At 68.9% G+C, this 23,068-nt stretch carries 22 protein-coding genes; 11 read left to right on the forward strand and 11 right to left on the reverse strand.

Annotated features, from left to right (window positions below):
- Positions 1-181: 181 nt before the first annotated feature.
- The gene (locus DSM104443_RS08770) at positions 182-910 is read left to right on the forward strand and encodes an SGNH/GDSL hydrolase family protein (RefSeq protein WP_171091345.1); all 729 of its coding nucleotides are present in this window, start codon (positions 182-184) and stop codon (positions 908-910) included.
- On the opposite strand, the gene DSM104443_RS08775 is transcribed toward DSM104443_RS08770, so the two are convergent.
- The 3 genes from DSM104443_RS08775 to DSM104443_RS08785 form a co-directional block, all read right to left on the reverse strand.
- On the reverse strand, positions 907-1,629 hold the full coding sequence (locus DSM104443_RS08775; protein WP_171091347.1) for an N-acyl amino acid synthase FeeM domain-containing protein: 723 nt from the start codon (positions 1,627-1,629) through the stop codon (positions 907-909). The genes DSM104443_RS08770 and DSM104443_RS08775 overlap by 4 nt on opposite strands.
- Positions 1,630-1,719: 90 nt before the next feature.
- Complete coding sequence (locus tag DSM104443_RS08780; protein ID WP_171091349.1) at positions 1,720-2,379, reverse strand: 2OG-Fe(II) oxygenase; 660 nt, start codon at positions 2,377-2,379, stop codon at positions 1,720-1,722.
- Positions 2,376-2,783, reverse strand: coding sequence for a hypothetical protein (locus DSM104443_RS08785; protein WP_171091351.1), 408 nt, complete (start codon positions 2,781-2,783; stop codon positions 2,376-2,378). Before DSM104443_RS08785 ends, DSM104443_RS08780 begins: the two co-directional genes overlap by 4 nt.
- Before the next feature lie 116 nt (positions 2,784-2,899).
- Here DSM104443_RS08785 and DSM104443_RS08790 point away from each other — a divergent pair, with 116 nt between their 5' ends.
- The 5 genes from DSM104443_RS08790 to DSM104443_RS08810 all read left to right on the forward strand — a co-directional run bounded on the left by DSM104443_RS08790 (position 2,900) and on the right by DSM104443_RS08810 (position 8,391).
- Positions 2,900-3,910, forward strand: a complete 1,011-nt coding sequence (locus DSM104443_RS08790; RefSeq protein ID WP_171091353.1) for an ABC transporter substrate-binding protein — start codon at positions 2,900-2,902, stop codon at positions 3,908-3,910.
- Between the two features lie 73 nt (positions 3,911-3,983).
- The gene (locus DSM104443_RS08795) at positions 3,984-5,759 is read left to right on the forward strand and encodes a sensor histidine kinase (protein WP_171091355.1); all 1,776 of its coding nucleotides are present in this window, start codon (positions 3,984-3,986) and stop codon (positions 5,757-5,759) included.
- Positions 5,752-6,141, forward strand: a complete 390-nt coding sequence (locus DSM104443_RS08800; RefSeq protein WP_171091358.1) for a response regulator — start codon at positions 5,752-5,754, stop codon at positions 6,139-6,141. The genes DSM104443_RS08795 and DSM104443_RS08800 overlap by 8 nt, the downstream gene beginning before the upstream one ends.
- Entirely contained in the window at positions 6,128-7,288 is a 1,161-nt protein-coding gene (locus tag DSM104443_RS08805) for an adenylate/guanylate cyclase domain-containing protein (protein WP_171091360.1), read from the forward strand. The genes DSM104443_RS08800 and DSM104443_RS08805 overlap by 14 nt, the downstream gene beginning before the upstream one ends.
- On the forward strand, positions 7,285-8,391 hold the full coding sequence (locus tag DSM104443_RS08810; protein WP_171091362.1) for a helix-turn-helix transcriptional regulator: 1,107 nt from the start codon (positions 7,285-7,287) through the stop codon (positions 8,389-8,391). Before DSM104443_RS08805 ends, DSM104443_RS08810 begins: the two co-directional genes overlap by 4 nt.
- 4 nt (positions 8,392-8,395) lie before the next feature.
- Here DSM104443_RS08810 and DSM104443_RS08815 read toward each other — a convergent pair whose 3' ends face one another.
- Positions 8,396-10,297 (reverse strand): sensor histidine kinase, YfiR-like protein-associated, encoded by a 1,902-nt coding sequence (locus tag DSM104443_RS08815; protein ID WP_171091365.1) that lies wholly within the window; start codon positions 10,295-10,297, stop codon positions 8,396-8,398.
- Positions 10,297-10,875 carry a TOL_0243 family YfiR-like periplasmic protein gene (locus DSM104443_RS08820; protein WP_171091367.1) on the reverse strand — a complete coding sequence of 193 codons (579 nt, stop codon included), beginning with the start codon at positions 10,873-10,875 and terminating at the stop codon, positions 10,297-10,299. Before DSM104443_RS08820 ends, DSM104443_RS08815 begins: the two co-directional genes overlap by 1 nt.
- 158 nt (positions 10,876-11,033) lie before the next feature.
- Here DSM104443_RS08820 and DSM104443_RS08825 point away from each other — a divergent pair, with 158 nt between their 5' ends.
- Entirely contained in the window at positions 11,034-12,881 is a 1,848-nt protein-coding gene (locus DSM104443_RS08825) for a TOL_0244 family TonB-dependent receptor (RefSeq protein ID WP_171091369.1), read from the forward strand.
- 28 nt (positions 12,882-12,909) lie between these two features.
- Here the strand turns inward: DSM104443_RS08825 and DSM104443_RS08830 are convergent, their stop codons facing one another.
- The 3 genes from DSM104443_RS08830 to DSM104443_RS08840 are packed head-to-tail and all read right to left on the reverse strand — an operon-like array spanning position 12,910 to position 15,438.
- The gene (locus DSM104443_RS08830; RefSeq protein WP_171091370.1) at positions 12,910-14,241 is read right to left on the reverse strand and encodes a sensor histidine kinase; all 1,332 of its coding nucleotides are present in this window, start codon (positions 14,239-14,241) and stop codon (positions 12,910-12,912) included.
- A gap of 10 nt (positions 14,242-14,251) precedes the next feature.
- Positions 14,252-14,665 carry a response regulator gene (locus DSM104443_RS08835; RefSeq protein WP_171091371.1) on the reverse strand — a complete coding sequence of 138 codons (414 nt, stop codon included), beginning with the start codon at positions 14,663-14,665 and terminating at the stop codon, positions 14,252-14,254.
- Between the two features lie 44 nt (positions 14,666-14,709).
- Entirely contained in the window at positions 14,710-15,438 is a 729-nt protein-coding gene (locus DSM104443_RS08840; protein WP_171091373.1) for a hypothetical protein, read from the reverse strand.
- 315 nt (positions 15,439-15,753) lie between these two features.
- Between DSM104443_RS08840 and DSM104443_RS08845 the strand changes: the two genes are divergently transcribed.
- Positions 15,754-16,038, forward strand: coding sequence for an Hpt domain-containing protein (locus tag DSM104443_RS08845; protein ID WP_171091375.1), 285 nt, complete (start codon positions 15,754-15,756; stop codon positions 16,036-16,038).
- Positions 16,039-16,049: 11 nt separating this feature from the next.
- Entirely contained in the window at positions 16,050-16,736 is a 687-nt protein-coding gene (locus DSM104443_RS08850) for a response regulator transcription factor (protein WP_171091377.1), read from the forward strand.
- Here DSM104443_RS08850 and DSM104443_RS08855 read toward each other — a convergent pair whose 3' ends face one another.
- Positions 16,737-17,216, reverse strand: coding sequence for a hypothetical protein (locus DSM104443_RS08855; protein ID WP_171091379.1), 480 nt, complete (start codon positions 17,214-17,216; stop codon positions 16,737-16,739).
- Between the two features lie 190 nt (positions 17,217-17,406).
- On the opposite strand from DSM104443_RS08855, the gene DSM104443_RS08860 reads away from it, so the two are divergent.
- Entirely contained in the window at positions 17,407-19,539 is a 2,133-nt protein-coding gene (locus tag DSM104443_RS08860) for a TonB-dependent receptor (protein WP_171091381.1), read from the forward strand.
- A gap of 113 nt (positions 19,540-19,652) precedes the next feature.
- Positions 19,653-21,179, forward strand: a complete 1,527-nt coding sequence (locus tag DSM104443_RS08865) for a methyl-accepting chemotaxis protein (RefSeq protein ID WP_171091383.1) — start codon at positions 19,653-19,655, stop codon at positions 21,177-21,179.
- Here the strand turns inward: DSM104443_RS08865 and DSM104443_RS08870 are convergent.
- Positions 21,176-22,606: a DHA2 family efflux MFS transporter permease subunit gene (locus DSM104443_RS08870; protein WP_246232733.1), complete on the reverse strand. Its 1,431-nt coding sequence runs from the start codon at positions 22,604-22,606 to the stop codon at positions 21,176-21,178. The two genes, DSM104443_RS08865 and DSM104443_RS08870, sit on opposite strands and share 4 nt — an antisense overlap.
- A 5-nt stretch (positions 22,607-22,611) precedes the next feature.
- Positions 22,612-23,040 carry a DUF4437 domain-containing protein gene (locus tag DSM104443_RS08875; RefSeq protein WP_171091385.1) on the reverse strand — a complete coding sequence of 143 codons (429 nt, stop codon included), beginning with the start codon at positions 23,038-23,040 and terminating at the stop codon, positions 22,612-22,614.
- Between the last annotated feature and the right edge of the window lie 28 nt (positions 23,041-23,068).

A 23,068-nucleotide genomic window follows, 5' to 3' on the forward strand; every position in this document is an offset into this window, starting at 1 on the left:
CGTAACGCACAGATTTGACTGGAGAAAAATTGGGTTTGTGATCGAAAAGGGGTGTTTGCTTACGCTGGTAGCGATTAGACGCCCAAATCGCCTACCGCTGTAAGAAAACCGGGCCTGTCCTACAAGGACGTCTCATTTTGGCCGATAGCGGCAGCCCGACCGGGGGCGCGAAGCTGGGCGCATGTTGATCGCGCTCGCCCTGCTGCTGACCCTTCCGCTCCTGTTCATCGCCTCCCAGGCGGTGATGTACCTGCGGCGCATCCGCTTCTCCGAATCGCTGGTCGCCCGCTCGGTTTGCGCGCAGTCCGTGCCCGAGGACGCCCGCCGGACGCTGGTGGTGGTGGGCGACAGCCTCGCCGTGGGGGTGGGGGCGCGTGCCGAGGAGTCCGTGGCCGGCCGGGTGGCGGCCGCTTTCCCGCACGTCCGCGTCTTCAACTATTCAAAGGCGGGGGCCCGGGCGCGCGACGTGGCGGCCCAGCTCGCCCGCTATCCGGACGGCAAGGCCGACGTGGTCCTGCTCCAGGTGTGCGCCAACGATGTCTGCGGCCTGCATCGCATCGACACGATCGAGGCCCAGCTCCGCGGCGTGATCGGGACGGCCCACGGCCTGGGCGCCCGGGTGTTCCTGATGCCGGGCAACAACTTCTGCCTGGCTCCCTTCTTCATGTGGCCGGCCCAGCCGCTGCTCACCTACCGGGCGATTCGGATCCGCTCAATGCTCTCGCGCCTGGCCGAGCAGACGGGGGTCGAGTTCGTTGACCTTATATATGACCGCCACGAAGACCCCTTCCTCCGGGAGCCCCAGCGCTACTTCAGCGAGGACCTGATCCATCCGTCCGCGGAGGGGTACGCGCACTACTTCTCGCAGCTGCTCGCCAAGGGGAAGCTCGACCGCTACCTGTCGGCCTAGCCGGGCTGGAGGTGGCGCGCGGTGAGGGGCATGCCCATGGGATCGTCGAGGCTCAAGTGGCCCGTGGCCACGAACGCCTCGAGCGCGGCGCGATGGGTCGCCAATCCGGGGATGCGGCGTTCGAGGATCGGCCGTTGCTCCTGGAGATCGAGCCCCATCAGGACGCGCGGCAACGCCAGGCCGGCGACGGCTTCGGGCCCGGAGAGGATCTGCATGCCGAAGAGACGGCCGTGGAAACCGATCTGGTCTTCGCACACGGCGGTCAGCACCCATTTCGAGCGCCGCAACGAGGCCTGCGCGAGCACGCCCTTGAAGAGGTGGAAGCGTGCGGTGCGCGCTTCGTCCCCGCAGCCGGGACCGACGTGCGTCATGTCCATTTCGACGAACGAGGCATCGATGCCGAGCGCGGCTTCGATCTCGTGGGCGAACGCGCCCGCGGCCGGAAGCGGCGAGTGCCTGGGCGGGGTGCTTTCCATCACGCGCGCGGTCGCCGCGGGCCGGCCGTTGCGGCGAAGCAGCAGCGTCATCGCATAAGGCCTGTCGTCGTGCGCGTCGCCGAAGCGCGGAGGTGAGTCGTCCGCGATGTCGCCCCGCTCCAGCAGGGACACATAGCGGACTGCCCGCACGGCGTCCCAGTCATCCGCCGCGGCAACGCAATTCAGGCTGAAGGACGATGCAGGCAGGAAGGCCGGGGCGTTCATCGATTGCGGGCGTGTCATCCGAAGAACCGATGTTCGAAGGTTAGAACTGCGCGCGGAAAAATGCCCCACCCGGGCGGGTGGGGCTTCGGCTCGTGCACCGTGAACGATTTACCGGAACGCCGGGCCGTGGATCCACGCGACCATGGCATGGCGAACGCCGCTCTCGATTCGCAGCACCCGATGCGGGATGTAGGCGGGAAACACGAGCACGCTGCCTCGCGCCCGGAATCCTTTCATCACGCCGTGCGGGCAGAGCTCCAGCTCGCCGCCGCGATAGTCCGCGGGATCGGAGAGCTGGATGGAGACGCTCAGCTTGCGGTTGGACGCGCGGCCCGCGGTGAGATCCGAATGCCACTCGAAGCCACCTCCGGCGCCGTACTCGACGCAATGCAGCGGCTCACCGAATCCGGAGAGGTCGAACGCGAGGATGCCGTTGGCTTCATGCACCGCGCGCGCGACGCGATCGAAGATCCAGCGGTTGCCCGCTTCCTGCTCCATCCACGACGTGACGCAGACGCGGTAGGAGGGATCTTCCGAAGTGCAGCGCCCGTCCCAGCGCGGGCGCGAGCGGCCGAGCTCGATGATGCGCTCGCATTCCGCGGCATCGAACACACCCTCCAGCAACTGCACGTCCTGGAGATGGGGATTCGGCCGCAGGCGCTCGCCGCCGGGCGCGGTGAAGCCTTCGCCCGTGGGGTCGATGAAGGCGATGCCGCTGGACGACCCGGGAGGCGGAGCCCAGAGGAACGGCAGCTCGCGCGCGCTCATCGCGCGGGCGCTCCGAGCGCGGCGGAAACCTCCACGCAGCAGACCTCCGCATACACCATGCCCGCGGCCTGCAGCGCGGCCCACTTGTCCTTCATCTCTTGGATCGCCTGGTCGGCGGTGGCGTGGAAGCGGCCGATGCGCACGCGGCCTTCCGGATCGCCCTTCTGCAGCTCGGAGCGGCGGGCGGCGTCGGACTTCTCCAGCGGCTGGGAAATGCCGATCGCAACCGGAGCGTCGATGTCGCGATGGATCATGACGATGCCGGCAACGGGGCCCGCGGCGGCGCCCGCGCCAAGCGGGTTCGCGCGCCGAAACGTACTCGCCGTGGAAGCGCCACGCGAGTCCAGCGTGACGGACGAGGGGCCATACGCGACGCAGAAATAGGTCATCATTTGCGAATTCATGGGTATCTCCTGATTTGGGTGGCAGTAGAAGCAGACGGGATTGTTGCGGGCAGCGGGGATAGCGTAGGAGCGCGGGCGGAAAACTTCCCCGCCCACTTGGGGGGGGACAAGGAGCGATGCTTCGACCGATGATGTTGCCGCGTGCCGGCGCGACGAGAGCCATCGCGCTGCTGGCGGCGGGACTCGCGCTCGCGGGCGCGTGCACGGCGGGCGCGGCGGAGCGCCTGGTGCTCTACTTCAACGAAGACAACGAACGCGTGCAGGTCGCGTTGTCGCGGCTGCGCGCGGCGATGCTGAAGCAGGGCGTGGCGGCGAGGCACGAAGTTCGCGTCGAGCATGTCGCCGTCGACTACGCGGACCTCCCCGGCATCCGCCGTTCGCTGCGCGCCGCGCAGGCCCGGCATCCGGCGGCCATCGTCGCGGCCACCGCGGAGATCGCCCAGCTCGCGCGCGAGGAAGGAATCACCACGCCCCTCGTGTTCGGCATGCACCAGGATCCGATCACGCTCGGGCTCGCCGCTTCCTTCCGCAAGCCGGGCGGCACGATGACGGGCCTCACGCTCTACCGCGCCGACGAGGGCAAGCAGCTCGAGCTGCTGCGCGAGGTCGCGCCGCGTGCGACGCGGCTCGGCGTGCTGGTCGACGAATGGTGGGACCGGGGACCCTCGGATCGCCATCCCTCGGTCGAGGTGCTCGATCGCATCGCGGGGCCGCAGTTCGGCTTCCGGATGGAGTACTTCCGTGCCGATTCGCCCGCGGAAGTCGAAGCGGTCCTGCGAACGCCGAAGGCGCGGCTGATGGATGCCTGGTATGTGCCGCCGATCCGGATCGCCTTCGACCATCCGGCGCAGGTCGCGCGGTCGCTTTCGGCGACGGGCAAGCCCGCCCTCTACGCGCTCAGCCTGCTCGCCCAGCAGGGCGGGCTGGTTTCCTACCAGAGCGTGTTCGAGGATCCCTTCGAGAGCTGGGCGCAGATGATCGCGCTCGTCCTCGACGGATTCTCGCCCGGGGAGATCCCGGTCGAGCGCCCGCGCGTCTTCGAGCTCAGCGTGAACGTGGGCACCGCGCGCGCGCAGGGGATCGCCATCCCGAAATCCGTCCTGCTGAGGGCCACCCATTTCTACTGAGCCCGAGTCCTCACACCCGCCTGCGGCCTCGCGGGGACTCTTCCGCAAGTACGCCGCGGTCCTGCTGCTGCTGGTGGGCGGCACGCTCGTCGTATCCCAGCTGATCGGCGTGTCGTTCGACTACACGGAGATCCAGGAGTCCTCGACGGCCGCGCAGGCGCTGGAGGTCCGCTCGGCCGTCGACACGATCGACCAGCACATGCTCGGTATCGAGCGCCAGGTTCGCGAGGTGAGCGCGCTGCCGTGGAGCAGCGGACTGCTCGGAGCGGAAGACCGGCGCCAGGAGTACCAGCGCCTCATGAAGCTGGTGCCGGCGATCGCGGAGATCCGCTACGTCGACGCGCTCGGCGTCGAGCGAATCCGGGCCTCGCGCACGGAGCGCGACGTGATCGACGGCCGACAGCGCAGCGAGTCGGCGACGGAGCTGCGCGAGGCGCGAAGGACGGGATCCTATGTTTCGGAGGTTTACTTCGCGGAGGGATCCGAGCCGTACACGACGTTCGCGTCGCGCGACCGCGATGGCCAGGGCGTGACGCTCGTCGCGATCAATCTCAAGTTCATCGGCGACGTCGTCTCGCGCATCCGCATCGGGCACGCCGGCCGCGTGTACGTGGTCGACAGCGCGAGCCGACTGGTCGCGCATCCCAGCCAGAGCCTCGTGCTTCGCCAGACGAGCCTGCGCGACGCTCCGGCGTTCCGCTTCATCTCGAACCGGCTCGACAGCGAGCCCGGAACCGCCGTCTCCATGTTCGAATCGCTGGACCTCGACGGGCGCGAGGCGATGGTGTCGGCCGGACCGCTCTCGACTGCGCCGTGGGTCCTGGTCGCGGAGCAGCCCCGATCGGAGGTCCTCTCTCCTCTCTATAGCCGCCTCGTTCGCACGGCGCTGCTCACGCTGGCGGGCCTGCTGCTGGCGATCGCGGCCAGCGCCATCCTCGCGCAGCGCCTCGCGAGCCCGATCCTGGCCGTGCGCAAGGGAGCCGAGCGCATCGCGCACGGCGACCTCTCGGCGCGCATCGACGTGCGCACCGGCGACGAGGTGGAGGCGCTCGCGCGCGAGTTCAACTTCATGGCCGACCAGCTCCAGGAGTACACGTCCGGGCTCCAGCAGAAGGTCGCGGCGAAGACCGCGGAGGTCGAGCTCGCCAACCGCCACAAGAGCGAGTTCCTCGCCAACATGTCGCACGAGCTGCGCACGCCCCTGAACGCCGTGATCGGCTTCTCGGATGCGCTGCGCGAGGAGATGTTCGGCAACCTGAACGCGAAGCAGATGGAATACGTGCGCGACATCCACGCGTCGGGGCAGCACCTGCTCTCGCTCATCAATGACATCCTCGATCTCGCGAAGATCGAGGCGGGTCGCATGGAGCTGGAGGTGAGGACGTTCGACGTCGCCACGGCGCTCGAGAATTGCCGGGCGCTGATTCGCGAGCGCGCGCACAACCAGCGCCTCACCCTCGAGTTCCGCCTGCCGCCCGCACTGGGGCCGTGGAGGGCGGACGAGCGCAAGTTCAAGCAGATCATGCTGAACCTGCTGTCCAACGCGGTGAAGTTCACCCCCGCGGGCGGAACGGTCCGCGTCGAGGCTTCCAACGGCGGGGACTGGCTCGAGGTGCGCGTGAGCGACACGGGCCCGGGGATCGCGAAGGCCGACCAGGCGGCGATCTTCGAGGAATTCCGCCAGCTGCGCGCGGGCGGCGAGAAGGACGAAGGCTCGGGGCTGGGCCTCGCGCTCGCGCGCCGGCTGGTGGAGCTGCACGGCGGCGACATCGCGGTGGACAGCGACGCCGGGCGCGGCGCGACCTTCACGGTGCGCCTGCCGCGGCGCGCGGCGGCCAACCGTGGGTAGGCGGCTGCTGCTCGTCGAGGACGACGAGCGGAGCCGCCGACTGCTCGTCGACGTCCTCGGCTACTACGGATTCGAGGTCGTGTCCGTGGGAAGCGGCGAGGAAGCGATCGAGGTGGCGCGCCGATCCCTGCCGGACGCGGCGCTGCTCGACATCCAGCTGCCCGGCATCAGCGGCTTCGAAGTGCTGGCGGCGCTGCGCTCGATGCAGGGGACCGACCGGTTGCCGATCCTGGCCGTCACCGCATCGGTGATGCACGAGGAGCGCGCGCGCATCCTCGAGGCCGGATTCGACGCCTACGTTCCGAAACCCGTTAACATTCGGGAGCTCACCGAGTTGCTCCAGCGCTTGCTTCCTGAAAGCGGACCCCATGATCGCGGATAGCATCGAGGCCGTTAACGACGACGAGGCGAATCCCGGCCGCGTGCTGATCGTCGACGACACGCCGGGCAACGTGAAGATCCTCGAGGACCTGCTCGTCTACCACGGCTTCGACGTCGAGGTGGCGGTCGACGGCGAATCCGCGCTCGAGCACCTGCATTCGATGTCGCCCGATGTCCTGTTGCTCGATGTGATGTTGCCCGGCATCAGCGGCTTCGAGGTCTGCCGGCGCATCCGAGCCGACGCGCGCCATGCGCTGCTGCCCGTCGTCATGGTGACCGCGCTCGACAGCCGCGACGAGCGGGTCGAGGGGCTCGAGGCCGGCGCCGACGACTTCCTCTCCAAGCCCGTGAATCCGCCGGAGCTCCTCGCGCGCGTGAGGTCGCTGCTGCGCATCCGCCGCCTCTACGAGACGGTCCAGCGGCAGGCCGAGCAGCTCGCGTCGTGGAACCGCACCCTGGAGGCGCGCGTGGCCGAGCAGGTCGCGCACGTGGAGCGCCTGTCGCGCCTGAAGCGCTTCTTCTCGCCGCAGCTCACGGAGCTGATCCTCGCGGGAGGCGCCGACGATCCGCTGCAAAGCCACCGCCGCGAGATCACCGTCGTGTTCCTCGACTTGCGCGGCTTCAGCACGTTCGCCGAGGCCGCGGAGCCGGAAGAGGTGATGCGGGCCCTGCGCGAGTTCCACAGCGCGATGGGCTCGCGCATCCTCGAGTACCAGGCGACGCTGGAGCGGTTCACCGGCGACGGCATGATGGTGTTCTTCAACGATCCGCTGCCGATCAACGAGCCCGCGCGCCGCGCCGTGGAGATGGCGTTCGCGATGCAGGGCGACGCGCTCAAGCTCTCGGCCCAGTGGAAGAAGCGCGGCTACGTGCTGGGCCTGGGCATCGGCATCGCCCAGGGCTACGCGACCGTGGGCGCGATCGGCTTCGAGGGCCGCATCGACTACGGCGCGATCGGGACCGTGACCAACCTCGCCAATCGCCTGTGCGACCTCGCCGGGCCGGGCGACATCCTCGCGGCGCAGCGCGTGCATGCGGAGGTGGAGGCCCTCGTCTTCTCCGAGGACCTGGGCGAGGTGCCCGTGCTCGGGCTCGCGCGCCCGGCGCACGCCTTCAAGCTCCTCGACTACCGAGACGAGAAGCGGTGAAGCAGACCGCGGTGCGCGCGCGCATCCGGCAACTGTGCTGCCTGGGCCTGCCGGGGGAGCTCCTGATGGCCTCGCTCCTGCCGGCACTGCGCGAGCTCGTGCCGAGCGATTCGGCCGGATTCTTCTGGGTCGACGAGCACGGGGGAATGACGAACCTCTACGCGGAGCGCCTCCTGCCCCCGGAGGTGATGTCGCTCTATTTCGAGCGCTACTACGAGGGTCGCGAGGCGTCCTTCCGCCGTGCCTTCTCCGAGCGTGCGCAGGCGCCCGACGGTGTCGTGTCGACCACGCCCGACGCGGAGACCTGCAAGGGCGAGTACTACCAGGAAATCCTGCGCCGGCTCGACGCGCACCATGTCCTCTATGGGGTCGTGCGCGAACGTTCGACGCCGCTGGGGCAGATCTCGCTCTACCGGCCGGCCGACGCCCCCGCGTTCACGCCACGGGAGCGCGCGGACCTCGCGAGCGTGATGCGCTACGTCGCCCACGGGATCGCGGCGAGCAGCGCCGGAGCGCCCGAGCCCGGTACGGCCTTCGCCTTCGAGGACACCGAGGACGAGGCGATGCTGGTCGTGGACCGCGAGGGCGTCGTCCGCCACGCCACCGAGAAGGCGCGCAGGCTCGTGCTCCTCGCGACCACTTCGGAGATCAACCCATCCACGCTCGGTTCCGCCGTCAACGATCGCGCGGGCGCGGCGCTGAAGACCGCGTGCGAACGGCTCGCGGCCATCGAGCGCGGCGACGAGACCAGCGCGCCCACGCTGGTGCTCGAGTCGAAATGGGGCCGCTACGTGCTGCGGGCCTACTGGCTCGACGACGACCGCTCGGCTCACGCGCTGGTCGGCGTGCGCATCCAGCGCCAGGAGCCGATGATCCTGCGGTTCGTGCGCGCGATGGCGCGCCTGCCGCTCTCGCCGCAGCAGCGCGAGATCGCCCTGCTGCTCGCGCGCGGAGCGAGCAACCAGGACATCGCCGACAGCCTCGGCGTGTCGGGCAACACCGTGGCGTACCACATCAAGCAGCTGTTCCAGAAGCTCGACGTGCACGACCGCGCCGGCGCGGTGGCGCATATCGCTTCGGGGCGCACGTCGCTGCGCTCCTAGCGCTTCACGCCTTCGCGCCCGCGGAAACGCGCGGCAGGGTGAAGTGGAAGGTGGCCCCTTCGCCCGGCTTCGAATCCGCCCAGACGCGTCCTCCGTGCCGCTCGACGATGCGCGCCGCGAGCGCAAGCCCGATGCCGCTGCCGGGGAAGTCCGCGCCGTGCAGCCGCTGGAACACGCCGAAGAGCTTGGGTTGCGCGGCCGAGTCGAAGCCCACGCCGTTGTCGCGCACGAAGTAGATCTGCTCGGTGGCACTCGTGAGCGCGCCCACCTCCACGACCGGGCCGGAACCCTTCGAGGAAAACTTGATCGCGTTCGACAACAGGTTCGTCCACACCTGACGCAGCAGCACCGCGTCGCCCCAGGCGTGCGGCAGCGATCCGGCGTGGAAGTCGACCTCCACTCCGGCATAGGGAGCGCGCTGCACCTCGAAGACCTCGGCCACCATCTCGCCCATGTCGACGTCCGCGGGCTGCATCGACGCCGCGCCGAGCCGCGAGAACGCGAGCAGGCCCTCGATGAGGCCGACCATCTGCTGGGCTCGGCGCTCCACGACCGCGAGCTTGGAGCGGGCCTTGTCGTCCACGGCGCCGGCGAGCCCGCCGCCGATCAGCTGCACGAGCCCGATGATCGCGGTGAGCGGCGTGCGCAGGTCGTGCGACACGGAGTAGCTGAAGGCCTCCAGGTCCTTGTTCACTTCGCGCAACTGGGACGTGCGCTCGGCGACGCGCTGCTCGAGCTCGGCGTTCAGCCGGCGCAGGTCGCCCTCGGCGCTGCGCTGGTCGTCGATGTCGGTGACCGAGCCGATCCACTCGTCCACTTCGCCGCCGGTTTCGTCGATCGGCACGGCGCGCAGGTTGACGTAGCGATGGCGCCGCGAAGGCGCATGCCACAGTCGCGCATCGACGTCGAAGGCTGCGCCGCGCGCAAGCGCTCGTCCCCAGGCCACGTCGAGGTCCTGCCGGTCTTCCGGGGCGAACGCCGCCCGCCAGCCGAGCCCGCCGGATTCCTCCCGGGACTGGCCGGTGTACGCGTGCCACGAGGGCTGCTCTTCGGTGAAGCGGCCCTTGCCGTCCGCGGTCCAGAGGATCGAGGTGATCGCGTGGACGAGCGTGCGGTTGCGCCGCTCGCTGTTGCCGAGCGCGGCCTGGGCCTGGCGCCGGTCGGCGATCTCCTGCTCCAGCGCGACGTTCGACGTCTCGAGCACCTGCGCCCGGCGCTCGACTTCCTCCAGCATCGCGTTGAAGGCGTCGACGAGGTGGCCGATCTCGTCGTTCGAGGCCCGCGTGGCGCGAAGCGAGAAATCACGCTGGTCCATCACCCTTCGGGCAACGTCGCTCACCGCGAGGATCGGCCGCGTGACGACCGACTGCAGCCAGTCCGACAGGACCCAGGCGACCAGCAGGCTCGCGAGCATCACGACAGCGAGGATGGCGAGGTAGTTGAACAGGCGCTCGTAGAGCTCGTAGCGCGCGCGCACGTACACGGTGCCCACGATCTCGTTGTTCTCGATGATGCGGCGAAAGACCGAGACCTCGCGCCCGTGCACCTCGTAGCCGTCGGCGCCCGGCAGCGGCGGGAACGCGGCCGCGGCCTTCGGGTCCACGGAATAGCTCGTGAAGAGCTTGCCCTTGGTCGTGTACAGGGCCGCGGCGGTAAAGCGCGGCCGCGTCTTCAGCAGCGAGAGGTCGTCGCGCGCCGCGCTGAGGTCGTCGAACGCGAGCGCCGGGATGCTGGCGCGCCCGAGGATCTCCGCTTGCGTGATCACGTCGTCGACGGAGGCGACGTGGTAGTTGCGCAGGTCGTAGGCCACCATGCCGATGCCGGCCACGAGCAGGGCCGCGGCCGTCGAGGCGAGCACCACGGCGACGATCTTCGCGCGCAGCGTCTGGAGACGAATGCCCGGCATCAGTTCGCCCCCGCGCGCAGGTTGGTCGCGGCGGCGAGCAGGCGCGAGCTGAGCTTGATGCCGCGCTGCTCGGCCGAATCCATCGACACCTCGAAACGCACCTTGCCGTCGGTGACGGCGAAGTTGATGACGCTGCCCTGCGCGAGCGCGCCCTTCGAATCGGTCACCACGAGGGTGGGCTGCCTGGCACTGCCGCGGATCGCGGCGGCCGCCGCGGAGCGCGAAGCGAAGAGCACGTGCGCCCGCGGGAGGGGCTCGCCTTCACGCACCCGCCGCACCTCGATCGGCCGCGTGCCGAGCTGGCGGCCCGCGACGACTTCGGCGAGGTCCGCGGCGAGCGCATCCGCGTCGAGGACGGCGATGACGACGGGAGACTCGGGTTTCTCGAAAGAGCTTTCGGGCCACTCGACGTAGCCCGCGAACTTGTAGAGGTACGCGGCCTTGATGCGCCGCTCGGCCGTAGCGGCGTCATCGGCGCGGGCAGGGAGGGGATGGCAAAGTCCCGTGCCCGCGAGCACGAGGCACGAGAGTGCTGCGAGCGCCGCGCGCCGCCCCGTGGAATGTCGAGGCTCCACCATGCGATGCAGTCTAGGGGCGCGCGTGCGGACCCACCCCACCTGTGCGGGTAGTGTCGCCGCGATCGGCGTGCCGCTAGCCTCTCGCAAGGAACCGCGAAGGAGATGGCGTGGCTGTTTCAGCCTGTGATCGACGTTGGCGTGCGGCGCGTGCGTGGCCGATGGCCATGGCCGTCGCGATGACACCCGCGTTCGCCGCGGTGCCCTCGACCGATCGCCTCGCCGATCTCTCGCTCGAGCAGCTGGCCGACCTCGAGATCACGTCGGTGTCGAAGCGGCCCGAGCGCCTGCAGGATGCGCCCGCGTCGATCTACGTGATCACGGCCGAGGACATCCGCCGATCGGGCGTCACGCGCCTTCCCGAAGCGCTGCGGCTGGCACCCAACCTGCAGGTGGCGCAGGTGACCACGAACCAGTGGGCGATCAGTGCGCGCGGCTTCAACAATGCGATCGGCAACAAGCTGCTGGTCCTGGTCGACGGGCGCACGGTGTACACGCCGCTTTTTTCCGGCGTCTTCTGGGACGCGCAGGACGTGGCGCTCGAGGACGTCGAGCGCATCGAGGTGATCAGCGGCCCGGGCGCCACGCTCTGGGGCGCCAACGCGGTGAACGGCGTGATCAACGTGATCACGCGATCGGCGGGCGATACGCAGGGCGCGGCCGTGACGCTTGCCGGCGGCAGCCGCATCACCGCGGGCGAGGCGCGGTTCGGCGCGCGGTTCGACAACGGCCTCGCCTACCGGGTCTACGCGCTCGGCTACGACGAGGACGCCACCGAGCACCAGGACGGCACCTCGTCCAACGACGAATGGCGGAAGGCCCAGGTGGGCTTCCGCGCCGACTGGGGCGATCCGTCTTCGCGCTTCACGCTGCAGGGCGACCTCTACCGGGGCAAGGTCGACGCCACCGTGCCGCTGCTCGAGAACTCGGGCGGGAACCTGCTGGCCCGCTGGAGCCGGCAACAAGGCGACGGCTCCCGCAACAGCCTGCAGCTCTACTACGACCACACGTATCGCAGCGATCCGATCACGTTCGCCGATCGCATGGACATCCTCGACGTGGAGTACCTGCAGGCCTTCGCGCCGATGGGACGGCACGCCGTGCAATGGGGCGGCGGGTATCGGGCCGCGCGCGACCAGACGCAACCCCGCCTGCTGACCGCGTTCATTCCGCAGGACCGCAACCTCTACTGGGGCAACGTGTTCGTTCAGGACGAGGTCACGCTGTCGCCCGAGCTTCGCCTCACCGCGGGCCTGAAGCTCGAGACCAACGTGTACACCGGCCTTGAAGTGCTGCCGAACGTGCGCATCGCGTGGACGCTGAAGCCCGACCAGCTCGCGTGGGCCGCCTACTCGCGCGCGGTGCGGGCCCCGGCCCGCCTCGATCGCGAGTTCTACTTTCCCGGCCGGCCGCCGTACTTCATCCTCGGCGGCCCCAACGTGCAGTCGGAGCTCGCCAACGTGATCGAGGCGGGCTACCGCGTGCAGGCGGGCGAGGCGTTCGGCCTTTCGGTCACGGCGTACTACACGAAGTGGGATCGCCTGCGCAGCGGCCAGCCGGCGCCCGCGGTCGTGGAGAACAAGATCGACGGGGATACGACCGGCCTCGAGGCCTGGGCCAGCTACCGGCCGTTCGGCGCGTGGCGGTTGAGCGCCGGCGGCTTCCTGCTGAACCAGGACCTGCGCGTGAAGCCGGGCAGCACGGACCCCGTGGGCCCGAGCGCGTTGGGCAACGATCCGAAGCGCCAGTGGATGCTGCGCTCCACGCACAACCTCGGCCGCAGCGTGGAGCTCGACATGCGCGCGCGCTACGTGGGCGAGCTGCCGTCGCCGCGCGTTCCGTCGTACACGGCGTTCGACGCATCGCTCGGATGGCGCGTGACGCCCGCGCTCGAGATCTCGCTCGTCGTGAACAACGCGTTCGACGCCGGACACATCGAGTTCCAGGATCCCGCGTCGGCCAGCGTGATCGAGCGCAGCGTCTTCGCGAAGGTCGTCTGGAGGATGTGAAGCGCTGTAGTGCCGCGGGGCGTGCGACCTAGGCGCGCGGCAGCTCGAAGTAGAAGACCGTCTGCGCGTCCGTCGCCGATTCGTAGCCGATCGTGCCCCCCATCCGCTGGACGAGGGCCTTGCACAACGCGAGGCCCAGGCCGCGGTTGGCGGGAGCGCCGTCGGCCGTGGGGCCGCGCTGCGGCGGCACGAAGGGCGCGAAGACGTAGGGACGGAACTGGGGCGTGATGCCCGGCCCGGTGTTGTGCACCTCGAAACGCACGGTTGTTTGCGCGGCGCGCGCGGCGATGCGGACGTCGGTGCCATCGTTGGCGAACCGGCATGCGTTGGTGCCCAGGTGGCGCAGCACCTGGAGCAGGCGGCGCCGGTCGCAACGCACCGCGGGGATGTCGCCGGGCACGTCGCACACGATGCCGATGTCGCGATCGTTCAATGCGCGCAAGGCGGCCGCAGCTTCCTCGACCACGGGGGCCACGGCATGGTCGTCGATGCGCGTGCTGAGGCCGCCGGCGTCGATCTGGTGCAGGTCGGTCAGGTCGTTCACCAGGCGTTCGAGGCGCCCGGCGTTGCGATGCGCGGCCTTCACCAGCGCCGCCGCGGCCGAAGGCAGCGTGCCGCCCAACCCGTCGGCGAGCAGCGCCAGCGCGCCCGAGATCGAGGTGAGGGGTGTGCGCAGCTCGTGGCTCGCCGTCGACATGAACGCGGAGCGCAATGTGTCGAGCTCCTTGATGGAGCTCACGTCGTGGTGCATGCCGTAGATGCCCTTCACGGCGCCGGTGGAATCGTGGTGCGGCACGAAGCTGCATTCGAGGATGGCGGACGTGCCATCCGACTGTGTCTGCTGGCGCTCGAAGCGCACGGCTTCCCCGCGAAGCGCGCGTTCGATCCACGGCCGCGTCTGTGCCCACGCCTCGGCATCCAGGACTTCGCTCGCATGCCGGCCCTGGATCTGCTCGGAGCGCTTGCCCACGGCTTCGACGAAGTGACGGTTGTGGAAGAGGATGTTCGCGTCGCGATCGAGGTAGCAGACCATGCCCGGCATGAGGTCCACCAGGCGTCCGACCCAGGCTCGTCCGTCGCGCAGCCGCGTCTCGGCGCGGTCGCGCCGGCGGCGGTGGCGGCGCGCCAGCAGGGCGGCGCCGATGATCGCTCCGGCGCCGGCGACGGCGCCCGCGAGGAGGATCGCGGTGGCCCCGCGCGACCAGTCGATCGCATCGCGGCACGCGTCCACGAGGCGCAGGCCCGTCACCGAGACGGTGAGGATCGACAGGAGGCCGACGGCGCCGGCGACGCCCGCGGCGCGGTCATAGACCGCGTCCGGTGTTCGTCGCTCGCGCACGCGCGGGTCGTTGGAGATCATGGCGTGTCCTTCAGCCCGCCGCGGCCACGCCGTGGTGGCGCTTCCAGATCGCGAGGATCTGCGCGGACAGGCCGCGCGCGTCGAAGGGCTTGGTGAGCACGTCCAGCGCGCCGGCGGCGATCAGCTCACCGCGCCGGGACTCGCTCACCGAAGCCGTCATGTACACCACGCCGATCTCTTCTCCCCCGGGGCGCCTGCGCAGCTCCTGCATGAACGCGAGCCCGTTCATGCCCGGCATCATCCAGTCGAGCACGATCAGCTGGGGCTTGAACGCGGCGACCGCCTTCAGGCCTTCCGTTCCGCCCAGGGCGGTCTCGACCTCGAAGCCGCCGTAGCCTTCGAGGGCGGTCTTGCCGATCATGAGGATGTCCTCGTCGTCATCGACCTGCAGGATGCGGGTGAGGGTGGGTGCGCTGGTGTCCATCGGGGATCCCTTTCTTGTAGGTGAGATCGTTGTGGTGCGTTGCATCAGGCCGGGGTCGGTTCCGTGTCCAGCGCGTGCCACCGCAGCGACGCGCGCTCGACCTTCTCGGCCAGGTTGACGGGAATGGTGGCGCACGTGACGAACGAGTGGTAGCCCGTCATCTCGTGGCGCAGCACGGGCTTGCGGCGGCGCGGATCGGCATTCAGGTGGCAGAGGTGCTCCGCGTAGAGGATCTCCGAGACCGCCTCGGCGCCCGCTTGCGAATCCTCGATCTGCACCAGCAGCTCCTTCTCTCCGGTCACGCGATTACGCACCAGCAGCAGGTGCGCGTTGCGCAGCTCGCCCATGTGGCGGATCGCCTCGTAGGCATCGTGCGGAAAATCGGCGGGGATCGCGGAGCCGTCCTTCGCGCGCGAGCTGCCGATGCGCTCGGCCGGGGGAAGCAGCACGCGGGCGATCACCTGGTCCAGCTCGTGCAGGTACTCCGCGACCGCCTTGGCGGAGGGCGGGTCGTCGAAGGTCGTGCCCATCACGACCAGTCGGACGCCGTGGCGATCGCGGCACAGGTCCAGGCCGCAGGCGAACTCCGCGGCACGGCAGGCGACGGCGGGGCTGCGCACGATCACCAGCAGGTCCTGTCCGGGCGGGACCTCGCACGGCGCCCCGTCGACCGACTCGATCACGCCCGCGTTTTCGCCGAGCGCCGAGAGATGCGGGCGGATCGCCTTGCGCAGCTCCGCATCCGGCTCGACGACGTAGATTCGCGTCTTCATGTTCGTCACTCCACTCGGTTCGTTGTCCACGGTACTCATGGTAGGGAAAGGGCTGGCGGGGGACTGTCAACGATTGTGTCGACGGCCCCGCCCCGGGCTGGAAGGCCGTGGCGCCCTCGGTGGAGGCCGAAATGTCCTCGGCCAGGGCTTTTCCCACCCGCGCGGGTAGTGGCGCGAGAAAAACCAGCGGGGTATCGGTAGGGACGGCGAAGAAGGCCGCGATGTTGCGAGCCTGGGTAATCGGACGGGCGCGAGGACTGTCAACGATTGTTTCGCCGCGCGCCCGAATGTCAACGAACGTGTCGGAGGCAGGAATTGCAAACCGGACAAGTCGACTCGCGCCTGAAGGCGCTGTTGCCGCAATTCATCGCTCGCTGCGAGCGTGATTCAGGCGCGGCGCTCGCCGCGCTGGACGCGGGAGACTACGACACGATCTTCACGCTCGGCCACCGGCTCACCGGCGCGGGCGGCGCGTATGGATTCGACGACATCTCGGAGATCGGCCGCGGGCTGCAGCGCGCGGCGCGCGGCGCCGATGCCGCGTCGATCCGCGAGCTCGCGCAGGCGCTGATGCGCCGCGCCGAAGAGATCCGCGGCTGAAGGAGGCCACCATGCGCCTCCTGCTCCTCGAAGACGATCCCGACCAGCTCGCGATCGCGAAGCTCTGGCTGGAAGAGCACGGCCACGTGGTGCACGGTTTCACGCGCGGAGGCGATGCGATGAAGGCCGTCGACCGCGACACGTTCGACCTCGCGATCCTCGACTGGATGGTCCCCGACGTGACCGGCGAGGAGGTGCTGCGCTGGGTGCGCAAGCGCGACGTCCACCTGCCCGTCGTGTTCGCGACCGCGAAGGACGAGGAGGAGGAGATCGTCCACATCCTCGGGCTCGGTGCCGACGACTACCTGGTGAAGCCGCTACGCCGCCTCGAGTTCCTGGCGCGAGTGGATGCCATCGGCCGCCGCCATGGCGTGCGCAAGCCCAAGAGCGAGGCGCTGGAAGCGGGACCCTACCGCGTCGATCCGCGCCTGCGCGTGATCACGCTCGAGGATCGCGTCGTGAAGATGACGCCGCGCATGATCGAGGTCGCGCTGGTCCTCTTCGGAAAACGGGGCGAGCTCGTATCACGGGCCCAACTCTACGAGCAGGTGTGGGGCCGGCGCGAGCAACTCGACACGCGCACCGTGGATACGCATGTGAGCCGGCTTCGCCAGGCGCTGGAGCTCGACGGCCGCCATGGCTGGAGGCTCACCAGCGTCTACCAGCACGGCTACCGCATCGAGGAAAGCGCCGTCTAGCTACGCGAGCAACTGCGTCAATCGCCGGCCGAAGACCTTGGCCTGGACCTCGCCGAGGGCTTTGGCGATCGCGGCGTCGTAGGCGTCGCGCAACCCGCGCAGGTCGTCCAGCGTGCCTGCCCGCTCCAGCTTCATCGTGAAGAAGAAGGACTTGATCCCCATCGCGTCGACGATGGTGACGTTCATGAAATCCTTGGCCGAGCGGAAGCGCTCGAACGCGCCCGTCGCGTGGGGTCCATTGGCGGGAACGCTCATCATCGCCGCCTCGCGCACCTGCTCGACGAGTCCGAGGCGCATCAGCTCCTCGAGGAAGTTCTGCGGGGCGCCGACCTTCTCGGCTTCGTCGCGGACCGTCGGTTCGTCCTGCGCACCGTCGATCAGGATCAGCATCGTGCGCACTCGCGGGTTCAGCTTGAGCTTGCGCGCGCCGACCTCGGCCACGCCAAGGTTGGTCTTTCGGTATACGGCTCCGGAGCTCATCTCGTTCCTCCTGTCGGGAAACTTTCGTTGTGGGCCCATCGTTATCCGGGAGTCCCGGGGTTGCGTGTGAAAGAACGCACAGCGAAACACGGCGCCGTATTTCGGTTGTAAGGAATCGGCTAAACTTCGCGCTGCCGCAGAGACGCCAGCCAGCCTCGCCAGCTCTCTCCATGAAACCCAAGGAGAAAGCATGTCCCCCGCTGGCGCCCGCCCGTATTCCCTGTCCCCGCTCGTCCTTGCCGTAGCCGCCGCACTCGGCGCGCTGCAGGCTCACGCGCAGTCCACGCCATCCCCGCAGGTCCTCCCCGAAGTCACCGTCAAGGCCTCGCCCTCGGAGGCCCGGCCCAAGGAGGCGGAGAGCGGAGCGCTCGGCGACCTGCCGCTCCTGTCCACGCCGTTCTCGATCAACGTCGTCACCCGCGAGCTGATCGAGAACCAGCAGGCTTCGTTCCTCGGCGACTTCCTCAAGAACGATCCTTCGGCCGCCATCGGCAACGTGGTGGTGAGCTTCGCGACGCTGCGCGGCTTCGCGCTCGGCACCGACGGGTTCCTCCTGAACGGCATGCGCCTGGGCTACCCGCTTTCGGACGGCCGCGTCGCGATGCAGGCTTTCGAGCGCGTCGATGTCCTGAAGGGTGCGAGCGCGTTCCTCTACGGCCTCGGCAGCACCGGCAGCCTGGGTGGCGCGATCAACTACGTTCCGAAGGCTCCCCCCGAGCGCCCGGTACGCGATGTCGCGCTGACCTACGACTCGAAGTCGCAGCTCGGCATCTCGGTCGACGTGGGTGATCGCCTGGGCGCCCAGCGCGAATTCGGCTATCGCGTGAACGTCGGCTTCCGCGACGGCGACACTGCCGTCGACGAGATGTCGTGGAAGCAGACGTTCGTCTCGGCGCTCGCGGACTGGCGTATCGCGCGCGACGTCGTCCTGCAGGCGGGCGTCTATTACTCGAAGAACGACTTCAAGAACATGACGCCCTTCTTCGTCGGCGTGAGTGATCCGGAGGGAAACCCGATCGCGATCCCCTCGGCGCCGGACACGAGCCGCAGCATCACTCCGTCGTGGAGCCGGTTCGGCCAGGAATCGACGATCGGCTGGCTGCGTGCGGACTGGGCCTTCGCGAAGGACTGGTCGGCCTCGTTCCACTACGGAGCGGGCCGCGACGATCGTCCCAACGACGGCACGCAGGACACGCGCTTCGGATCGATCGGCAGCACCACGGGCGACACGCTGCTCTTCGCGAGCGAAGAGCGTTCGCGCACCGACGTGCAGGCGTTGCAGGCGCTGGTCCACGGGACGTTCGCGACCGGATCGATCCAGCACCAGGTCTCGCTGGGCGCGTCGGAGTACGAGCAGAAGGGTTATTCGAGCTTCTCGGTCGTCGGCTTCGTCCCCGGCAACCTCTATACGGGTTCGGGCAGCGTGCCCCAGGGCCCTTTCGTTCCGATCGACGGCATGCCCTACACGGGCAAGACGAAGTCCTCGAGCTTCCTCGTGAGCGACATCGTCGGCTTCGGCGAGCAGTGGTCCGTGCTCGTGGGCGGACGCCAGGCGAAGGTCACCGCTTACGACGACGCGAATACCGTCGTGCCGGGCGGGGAGATCTCGAAGTTCACGCCGGTGGGCGCGGTGATGTTCAAGCCGACCGCGAGCTCGCTCGTCTATTTCAACTATGCGCAGGGCCTGGAGCCCGGCGGCACGGCGCCGGTGGATGCGGCGAACGCGAACGAGGTGCTGCGTCCGCTCGTGACCGAGCAGTACGAGATCGGCGCGAAGTTCGACACTGGCACCCTTGGCCTCACCGCCGCGATCTTCGACATGAAGAAGCCGCTGCAATTTCGCGACGCTTCGAACCGCTGGGTCGAAGGTGGCGAGCAACGCCACAAGGGTCTCGAGCTCGTCGTCACCGGCCAGATCACGCCGCAGCTTCGCGTCGTGTCGGGCCTCATGTACCTCGATGCGAAGCAGGAGGGCACGGGCTCGTCCGCGACGGATGGCAAGCGCGTGCCGGGCGTGCCCGAGTGGACGGCCAACGCTTATCTCGACTACCAGGTCGCGGCCGTGCCCGGTCTCTTCGTGAACGCCGGCGTGTACTACAGCGACAAGCAGTACTTCGACGTGGCCAACGTGCAGTCGATCCCGTCGTGGACGCGCGTGGACATCGGTGGTCGCTACCAGACGCGTATCGCCGGCAAGCCCACGACGTTCTACCTCGCGGTGGAAAACGTCGGCGGCCGCGACTACTGGGCCAGCGCGCTGGGCAGCGCCCTCACGCTGGGAGATCCGCTCACCGTGAAGGCCACGGCGCGCATGTCCTTCTGACGCCGGTCGAGGCGCGCCCTGCTGGGCGGGATCGGATGCCGGGTGCATAGGGCTCGCCACGCAGCGTTCGTGTAGGGTGGCGAGGGCAAGCTACCCGAAAGGAATCCGTCACCGTGGAAGCGTTTCTCCGACCCGCGAAATCCGCGTTCTCACGCGTACCGTTGCCGCTGGCCTTCACCGCTGTCTCGGTGCTGTTCCTCATGCCCGCGGCTTTCCTCGCGTTTTCGCTCGGCGGCGCGGGCCTCGCGGCGCTCGCAGGCGCGCAGCCCGTGTCGGCGGCTCTCGCGGTCCTCGCGCTCCTCGTTGCGCCGTACCTGCTCGCCGGTCTCTACGCCTGGGCGCGCGACAGCCTCCAGGTGCTCGCGGTCGGCATCGACCGGCTCGGCAGCGGTGACCTGAGCGCCATCGACGCCGATGCGCACCACGGCGAAATTGGCCACCTCGTGGAATCGCTGGGCCAGACGAAGGCGCGGCTCGCCGGCATCGTGACCCGCGTGCGTACCGGCTCCGACGCGATCCTCATAGCGGCTTCGGAGATCGCCTCGGCGAACGCGGACCTCTCGCGCCGCACCGAAGCACAGGCATCGACCCTCGAGCAGACCTCCGCGAGCACGGAGCAGATCGCGGCCACCATCGCGCGGAACGCCGAAGGCTGCAAGCGCGCGGATGCGCTGGCCACGCGCACGACCGCGGTCGCGGCGCAGGCGGCGGTCGACATGCGCGCCGTCGTGCAGAAGATGGGCGAGCTGGAGGAAGGCGCCCGGCGCTCGGTGGAGATCATCGGCGTGATCAACAAGATCGCCGCGCAGACCAACATCCTCGCCATCAATGCCGCCGTGGAGGCGGCGCGCGCGGGCGATCGGGGGCGGGAATTCGCGGTGGTCGCGGTCGAGGTGCGCGAGCTGGCCGGGCGTTGCGCGGAAGCGGCGCGGCAGATCCGTACGCTGCTGGATGCGTCGGCCGCCGGCGTGAAGGGCGGCGTGGCGCTGGTCGATCGCGTGGGCAAGACGATGGACGAGGCGGCCGAGAGCGTGCGCGAGGTGGGCGTCATCGTGAAGGACATGGCCGGCGCCCTGGCCGAGCAGACCGAGGGCATCGACGAGATCAACCGCGCGATCGTGCACCTGGACGAGATGACGCAGCAGAACGCCGCGCTGGTCGAGGAAGCGGCGGCCTCCGGCGAGTCGTTCCGCGGGGAAGCCGCGCGGCTCTCGGCGCTGGTGGACAACTTCAAGACGGATCGCGGCGAGGCGCGCGGCCGGGCGATCGGCCTCGTGAAGCGCGCCGTCATGCACATCGGCGTGGCCGGGCCGGAGCGCGCCTTCAACGATTTCGAGCGCAAGGACGGTGGCTTCTGGGACGGTGAGCTGTACGTGCTCGTGACCGACCTCGAGTACAAACGGCGCGCGCATGGCGCGAATCCGTCGTACCGCGGCCAGAACGTGTACGAGACGCGCGACGAGGCCGGCAAGCTCTACTGGCGCGAGATCGTCGAGATGGTCCGCCAGCGCGGCACGGGCTGGTGCGACTACACGGGGACGCACCCCAGGACAAAGAAGCGCGAGCCGAAGTCGCTCTACGTGGAACGCGCCGGCAACTTCATCGTCGGCGTCGGGATCTACAAGGAGGCGGGACTCTAGTCCGCCTCGGCGGGGACCACGCCGGCACCGCTCACGCTCGCGCCATCGGTGGGCCGCAACGTCCAGAACGACAGCGACGAGAGGATCGTGAGGCCGCCCAGCGTGAGGAACGTGTGGTGCAGCGCGTTGATCACGGCCGTGGGGTTGGTCTGCGACACGTTGCCGAGATACCAGCCCGCGACGAGCGACCCACATGCGAGGCCGAAGCTGAGCGAGATCTGCTGCAGCGTGCTCGCGATGGAGCTCGCCATGCTCGCATCCGGCGCGTCGATGTCCGCATAGGCCATCGAGTTCATGCCCGAGAACTGCAGGGAGTTGAAGAAGCCCTGCGCGAGGCCTAGCAACACGATGAAGGCGACAGGTGTCGTTGCGTCGATGCGCGCGAACATCGCGATCGTGACGCCCATCATCACCGTGTTCACCATCAGCACGCGCCGATAGCCGAACGCCTTCAGGATGCGCACGGACACGAACTTCATGCCCATGGCCGCGATGGCCGCCGGCATCATCAACAATCCCGCTTGCCACGCGGGCATGCCGAGGCCCAACTGGTAGAGCAGAGGCAGCAGGAACGGAAGGCCGCCAACGCCGAGGCGCGTTACGAACCCGCCGGCCACGGAGACGCGGAAGGTCCGCACGCGAAAGAGCGAGAGCTTGAGCAGCGGGAACTTCGCGCCCCGCGCATGCAGGAAATATCCGACCAGCAGCGCGACGGAGACCAGGAAAAGGATCGCCGCCGTGGTCGGGTCCAGCGTGTGCTCGCCGAAGATCTCGAGCAGCCACGAGAGCAGCGCCATGCCGCTGCCGAAGAGGATCAGCCCGACGACATCCAGCGGACGCACGTGGTCGCTGCGATAGTCCGGCATGTACTTGTGGATCACGTAGAGCGCCACGAGGCCCACCGGCACATTGACGAAGAAGATCTCGCGCCACGAGAGCCAGTGCACGATGAGGCCGCCGACCGTCGGACCGAGGAGCGGGCCGATCAGCGCCGGGATGATCACGAAGTTCATCGCCACCAGCAGCTCCGACTTCGCGAACGTGCGGATGATCGTGAGGCGGCCCACGGGCATCATCATCGCCGCGCTGATGCCCTGGAGGATGCGCGTGGCCACGAGCATGGGCACGTTGACCGCGAGGCCGCACAGAATCGACGACACCGTGAACAGTGCGACGGCGAACATGAAGACGCGCCGCGTGCCGAACCGGTCCGCCATCCAGCCGCTGATCGGGATGCCCACCGCGAGCGCGATGATGTAGCTCGTGACCACGGCTTTCAGGCTCAACGGCGTTACCTGGAGGCTCGCGGCCATCGCCGGGATGGCGGTGTTGACGATGGTCGAGTCGAGCTGCTCCATGAACAGCGCGGTCGCGACCACCCAGGGCAGGTAGGTCTTGATGCTGCGGGCGGGTACGGGTGAGTTCACGGAAGCTATTGATCGCCCTCGGTGGGGAGACGGCCGTCGCGCTTGCCGGCCCAGACGATGAAGAGCAGGCACTCGTCCGTCAGGCACGGATCCGCATGCGTCTTGCCTCCCGGCTGGAACCAATAGCTGCCGGGGTTGAGGGGCTTGCCATCGGCTGCCGCTTGTCCCTTGCCCAAGTGCTTCATGGTTCCCTGGAGGACGACCAGCTGGTAGTCGGAGGAATGAATGTGCGGCGTGCCGCCGCCCTTCCTCAGCCGCATCAGCATCGCGGAGGGCCCCGAGGTCGGGTCACCGCTCAGCACCGCGACTTGAGTACCGTTCGGCGACGCCGGGTCCACCGGCACGAATTGCGCGGCCTCGATCGGGACGACGATCATGCTCTCGCCCAGCGGCTGCACGCTGGATGACGCACAGCCTGCCAACAGACTCGTCATTACGACCAGCAAACATTTTCCTGCGTGC

This window comes from Usitatibacter rugosus, from assembly GCF_013003965.1.
In the GTDB taxonomy this organism is placed as follows: domain Bacteria; phylum Pseudomonadota; class Gammaproteobacteria; order Burkholderiales; family Usitatibacteraceae; genus Usitatibacter; species Usitatibacter rugosus.

Bases quoted from the DNA above. Each gene is read 5' to 3' on its own strand.
- DSM104443_RS08770 (WP_171091345.1), top strand. From the start codon at position 182: ATGTTGATCGCGCTCGCCCTGCTGCTGACCCTTCCGCTCCTGTTCATC.
- DSM104443_RS08775 (WP_171091347.1), bottom strand. From the start codon at position 1,629: ATGACACGCCCGCAATCGATGAACGCCCCGGCCTTCCTGCCTGCATCG.
- DSM104443_RS08780 (WP_171091349.1), bottom strand. From the start codon at position 2,379: ATGAGCGCGCGCGAGCTGCCGTTCCTCTGGGCTCCGCCTCCCGGGTCG.
- DSM104443_RS08785 (WP_171091351.1), bottom strand. From the start codon at position 2,783: ATGAATTCGCAAATGATGACCTATTTCTGCGTCGCGTATGGCCCCTCG.
- DSM104443_RS08790 (WP_171091353.1), top strand. From the start codon at position 2,900: ATGCTTCGACCGATGATGTTGCCGCGTGCCGGCGCGACGAGAGCCATC.
- DSM104443_RS08805 (WP_171091360.1), top strand. From the start codon at position 6,128: ATGATCGCGGATAGCATCGAGGCCGTTAACGACGACGAGGCGAATCCC.
- DSM104443_RS08815 (WP_171091365.1), bottom strand. From the start codon at position 10,297: ATGCCGGGCATTCGTCTCCAGACGCTGCGCGCGAAGATCGTCGCCGTG.
- DSM104443_RS08820 (WP_171091367.1), bottom strand. From the start codon at position 10,875: ATGGTGGAGCCTCGACATTCCACGGGGCGGCGCGCGGCGCTCGCAGCA.
- DSM104443_RS08825 (WP_171091369.1), top strand. From the start codon at position 11,034: ATGGCCATGGCCGTCGCGATGACACCCGCGTTCGCCGCGGTGCCCTCG.
- DSM104443_RS08830 (WP_171091370.1), bottom strand. From the start codon at position 14,241: ATGATCTCCAACGACCCGCGCGTGCGCGAGCGACGAACACCGGACGCG.
- DSM104443_RS08835 (WP_171091371.1), bottom strand. From the start codon at position 14,665: ATGGACACCAGCGCACCCACCCTCACCCGCATCCTGCAGGTCGATGAC.
- DSM104443_RS08840 (WP_171091373.1), bottom strand. From the start codon at position 15,438: ATGAAGACGCGAATCTACGTCGTCGAGCCGGATGCGGAGCTGCGCAAG.
- DSM104443_RS08850 (WP_171091377.1), top strand. From the start codon at position 16,050: ATGCGCCTCCTGCTCCTCGAAGACGATCCCGACCAGCTCGCGATCGCG.
- DSM104443_RS08855 (WP_171091379.1), bottom strand. From the start codon at position 17,216: ATGAGCTCCGGAGCCGTATACCGAAAGACCAACCTTGGCGTGGCCGAG.
- DSM104443_RS08860 (WP_171091381.1), top strand. From the start codon at position 17,407: ATGTCCCCCGCTGGCGCCCGCCCGTATTCCCTGTCCCCGCTCGTCCTT.
- DSM104443_RS08875 (WP_171091385.1), bottom strand. From the start codon at position 23,040: ATGACGAGTCTGTTGGCAGGCTGTGCGTCATCCAGCGTGCAGCCGCTG.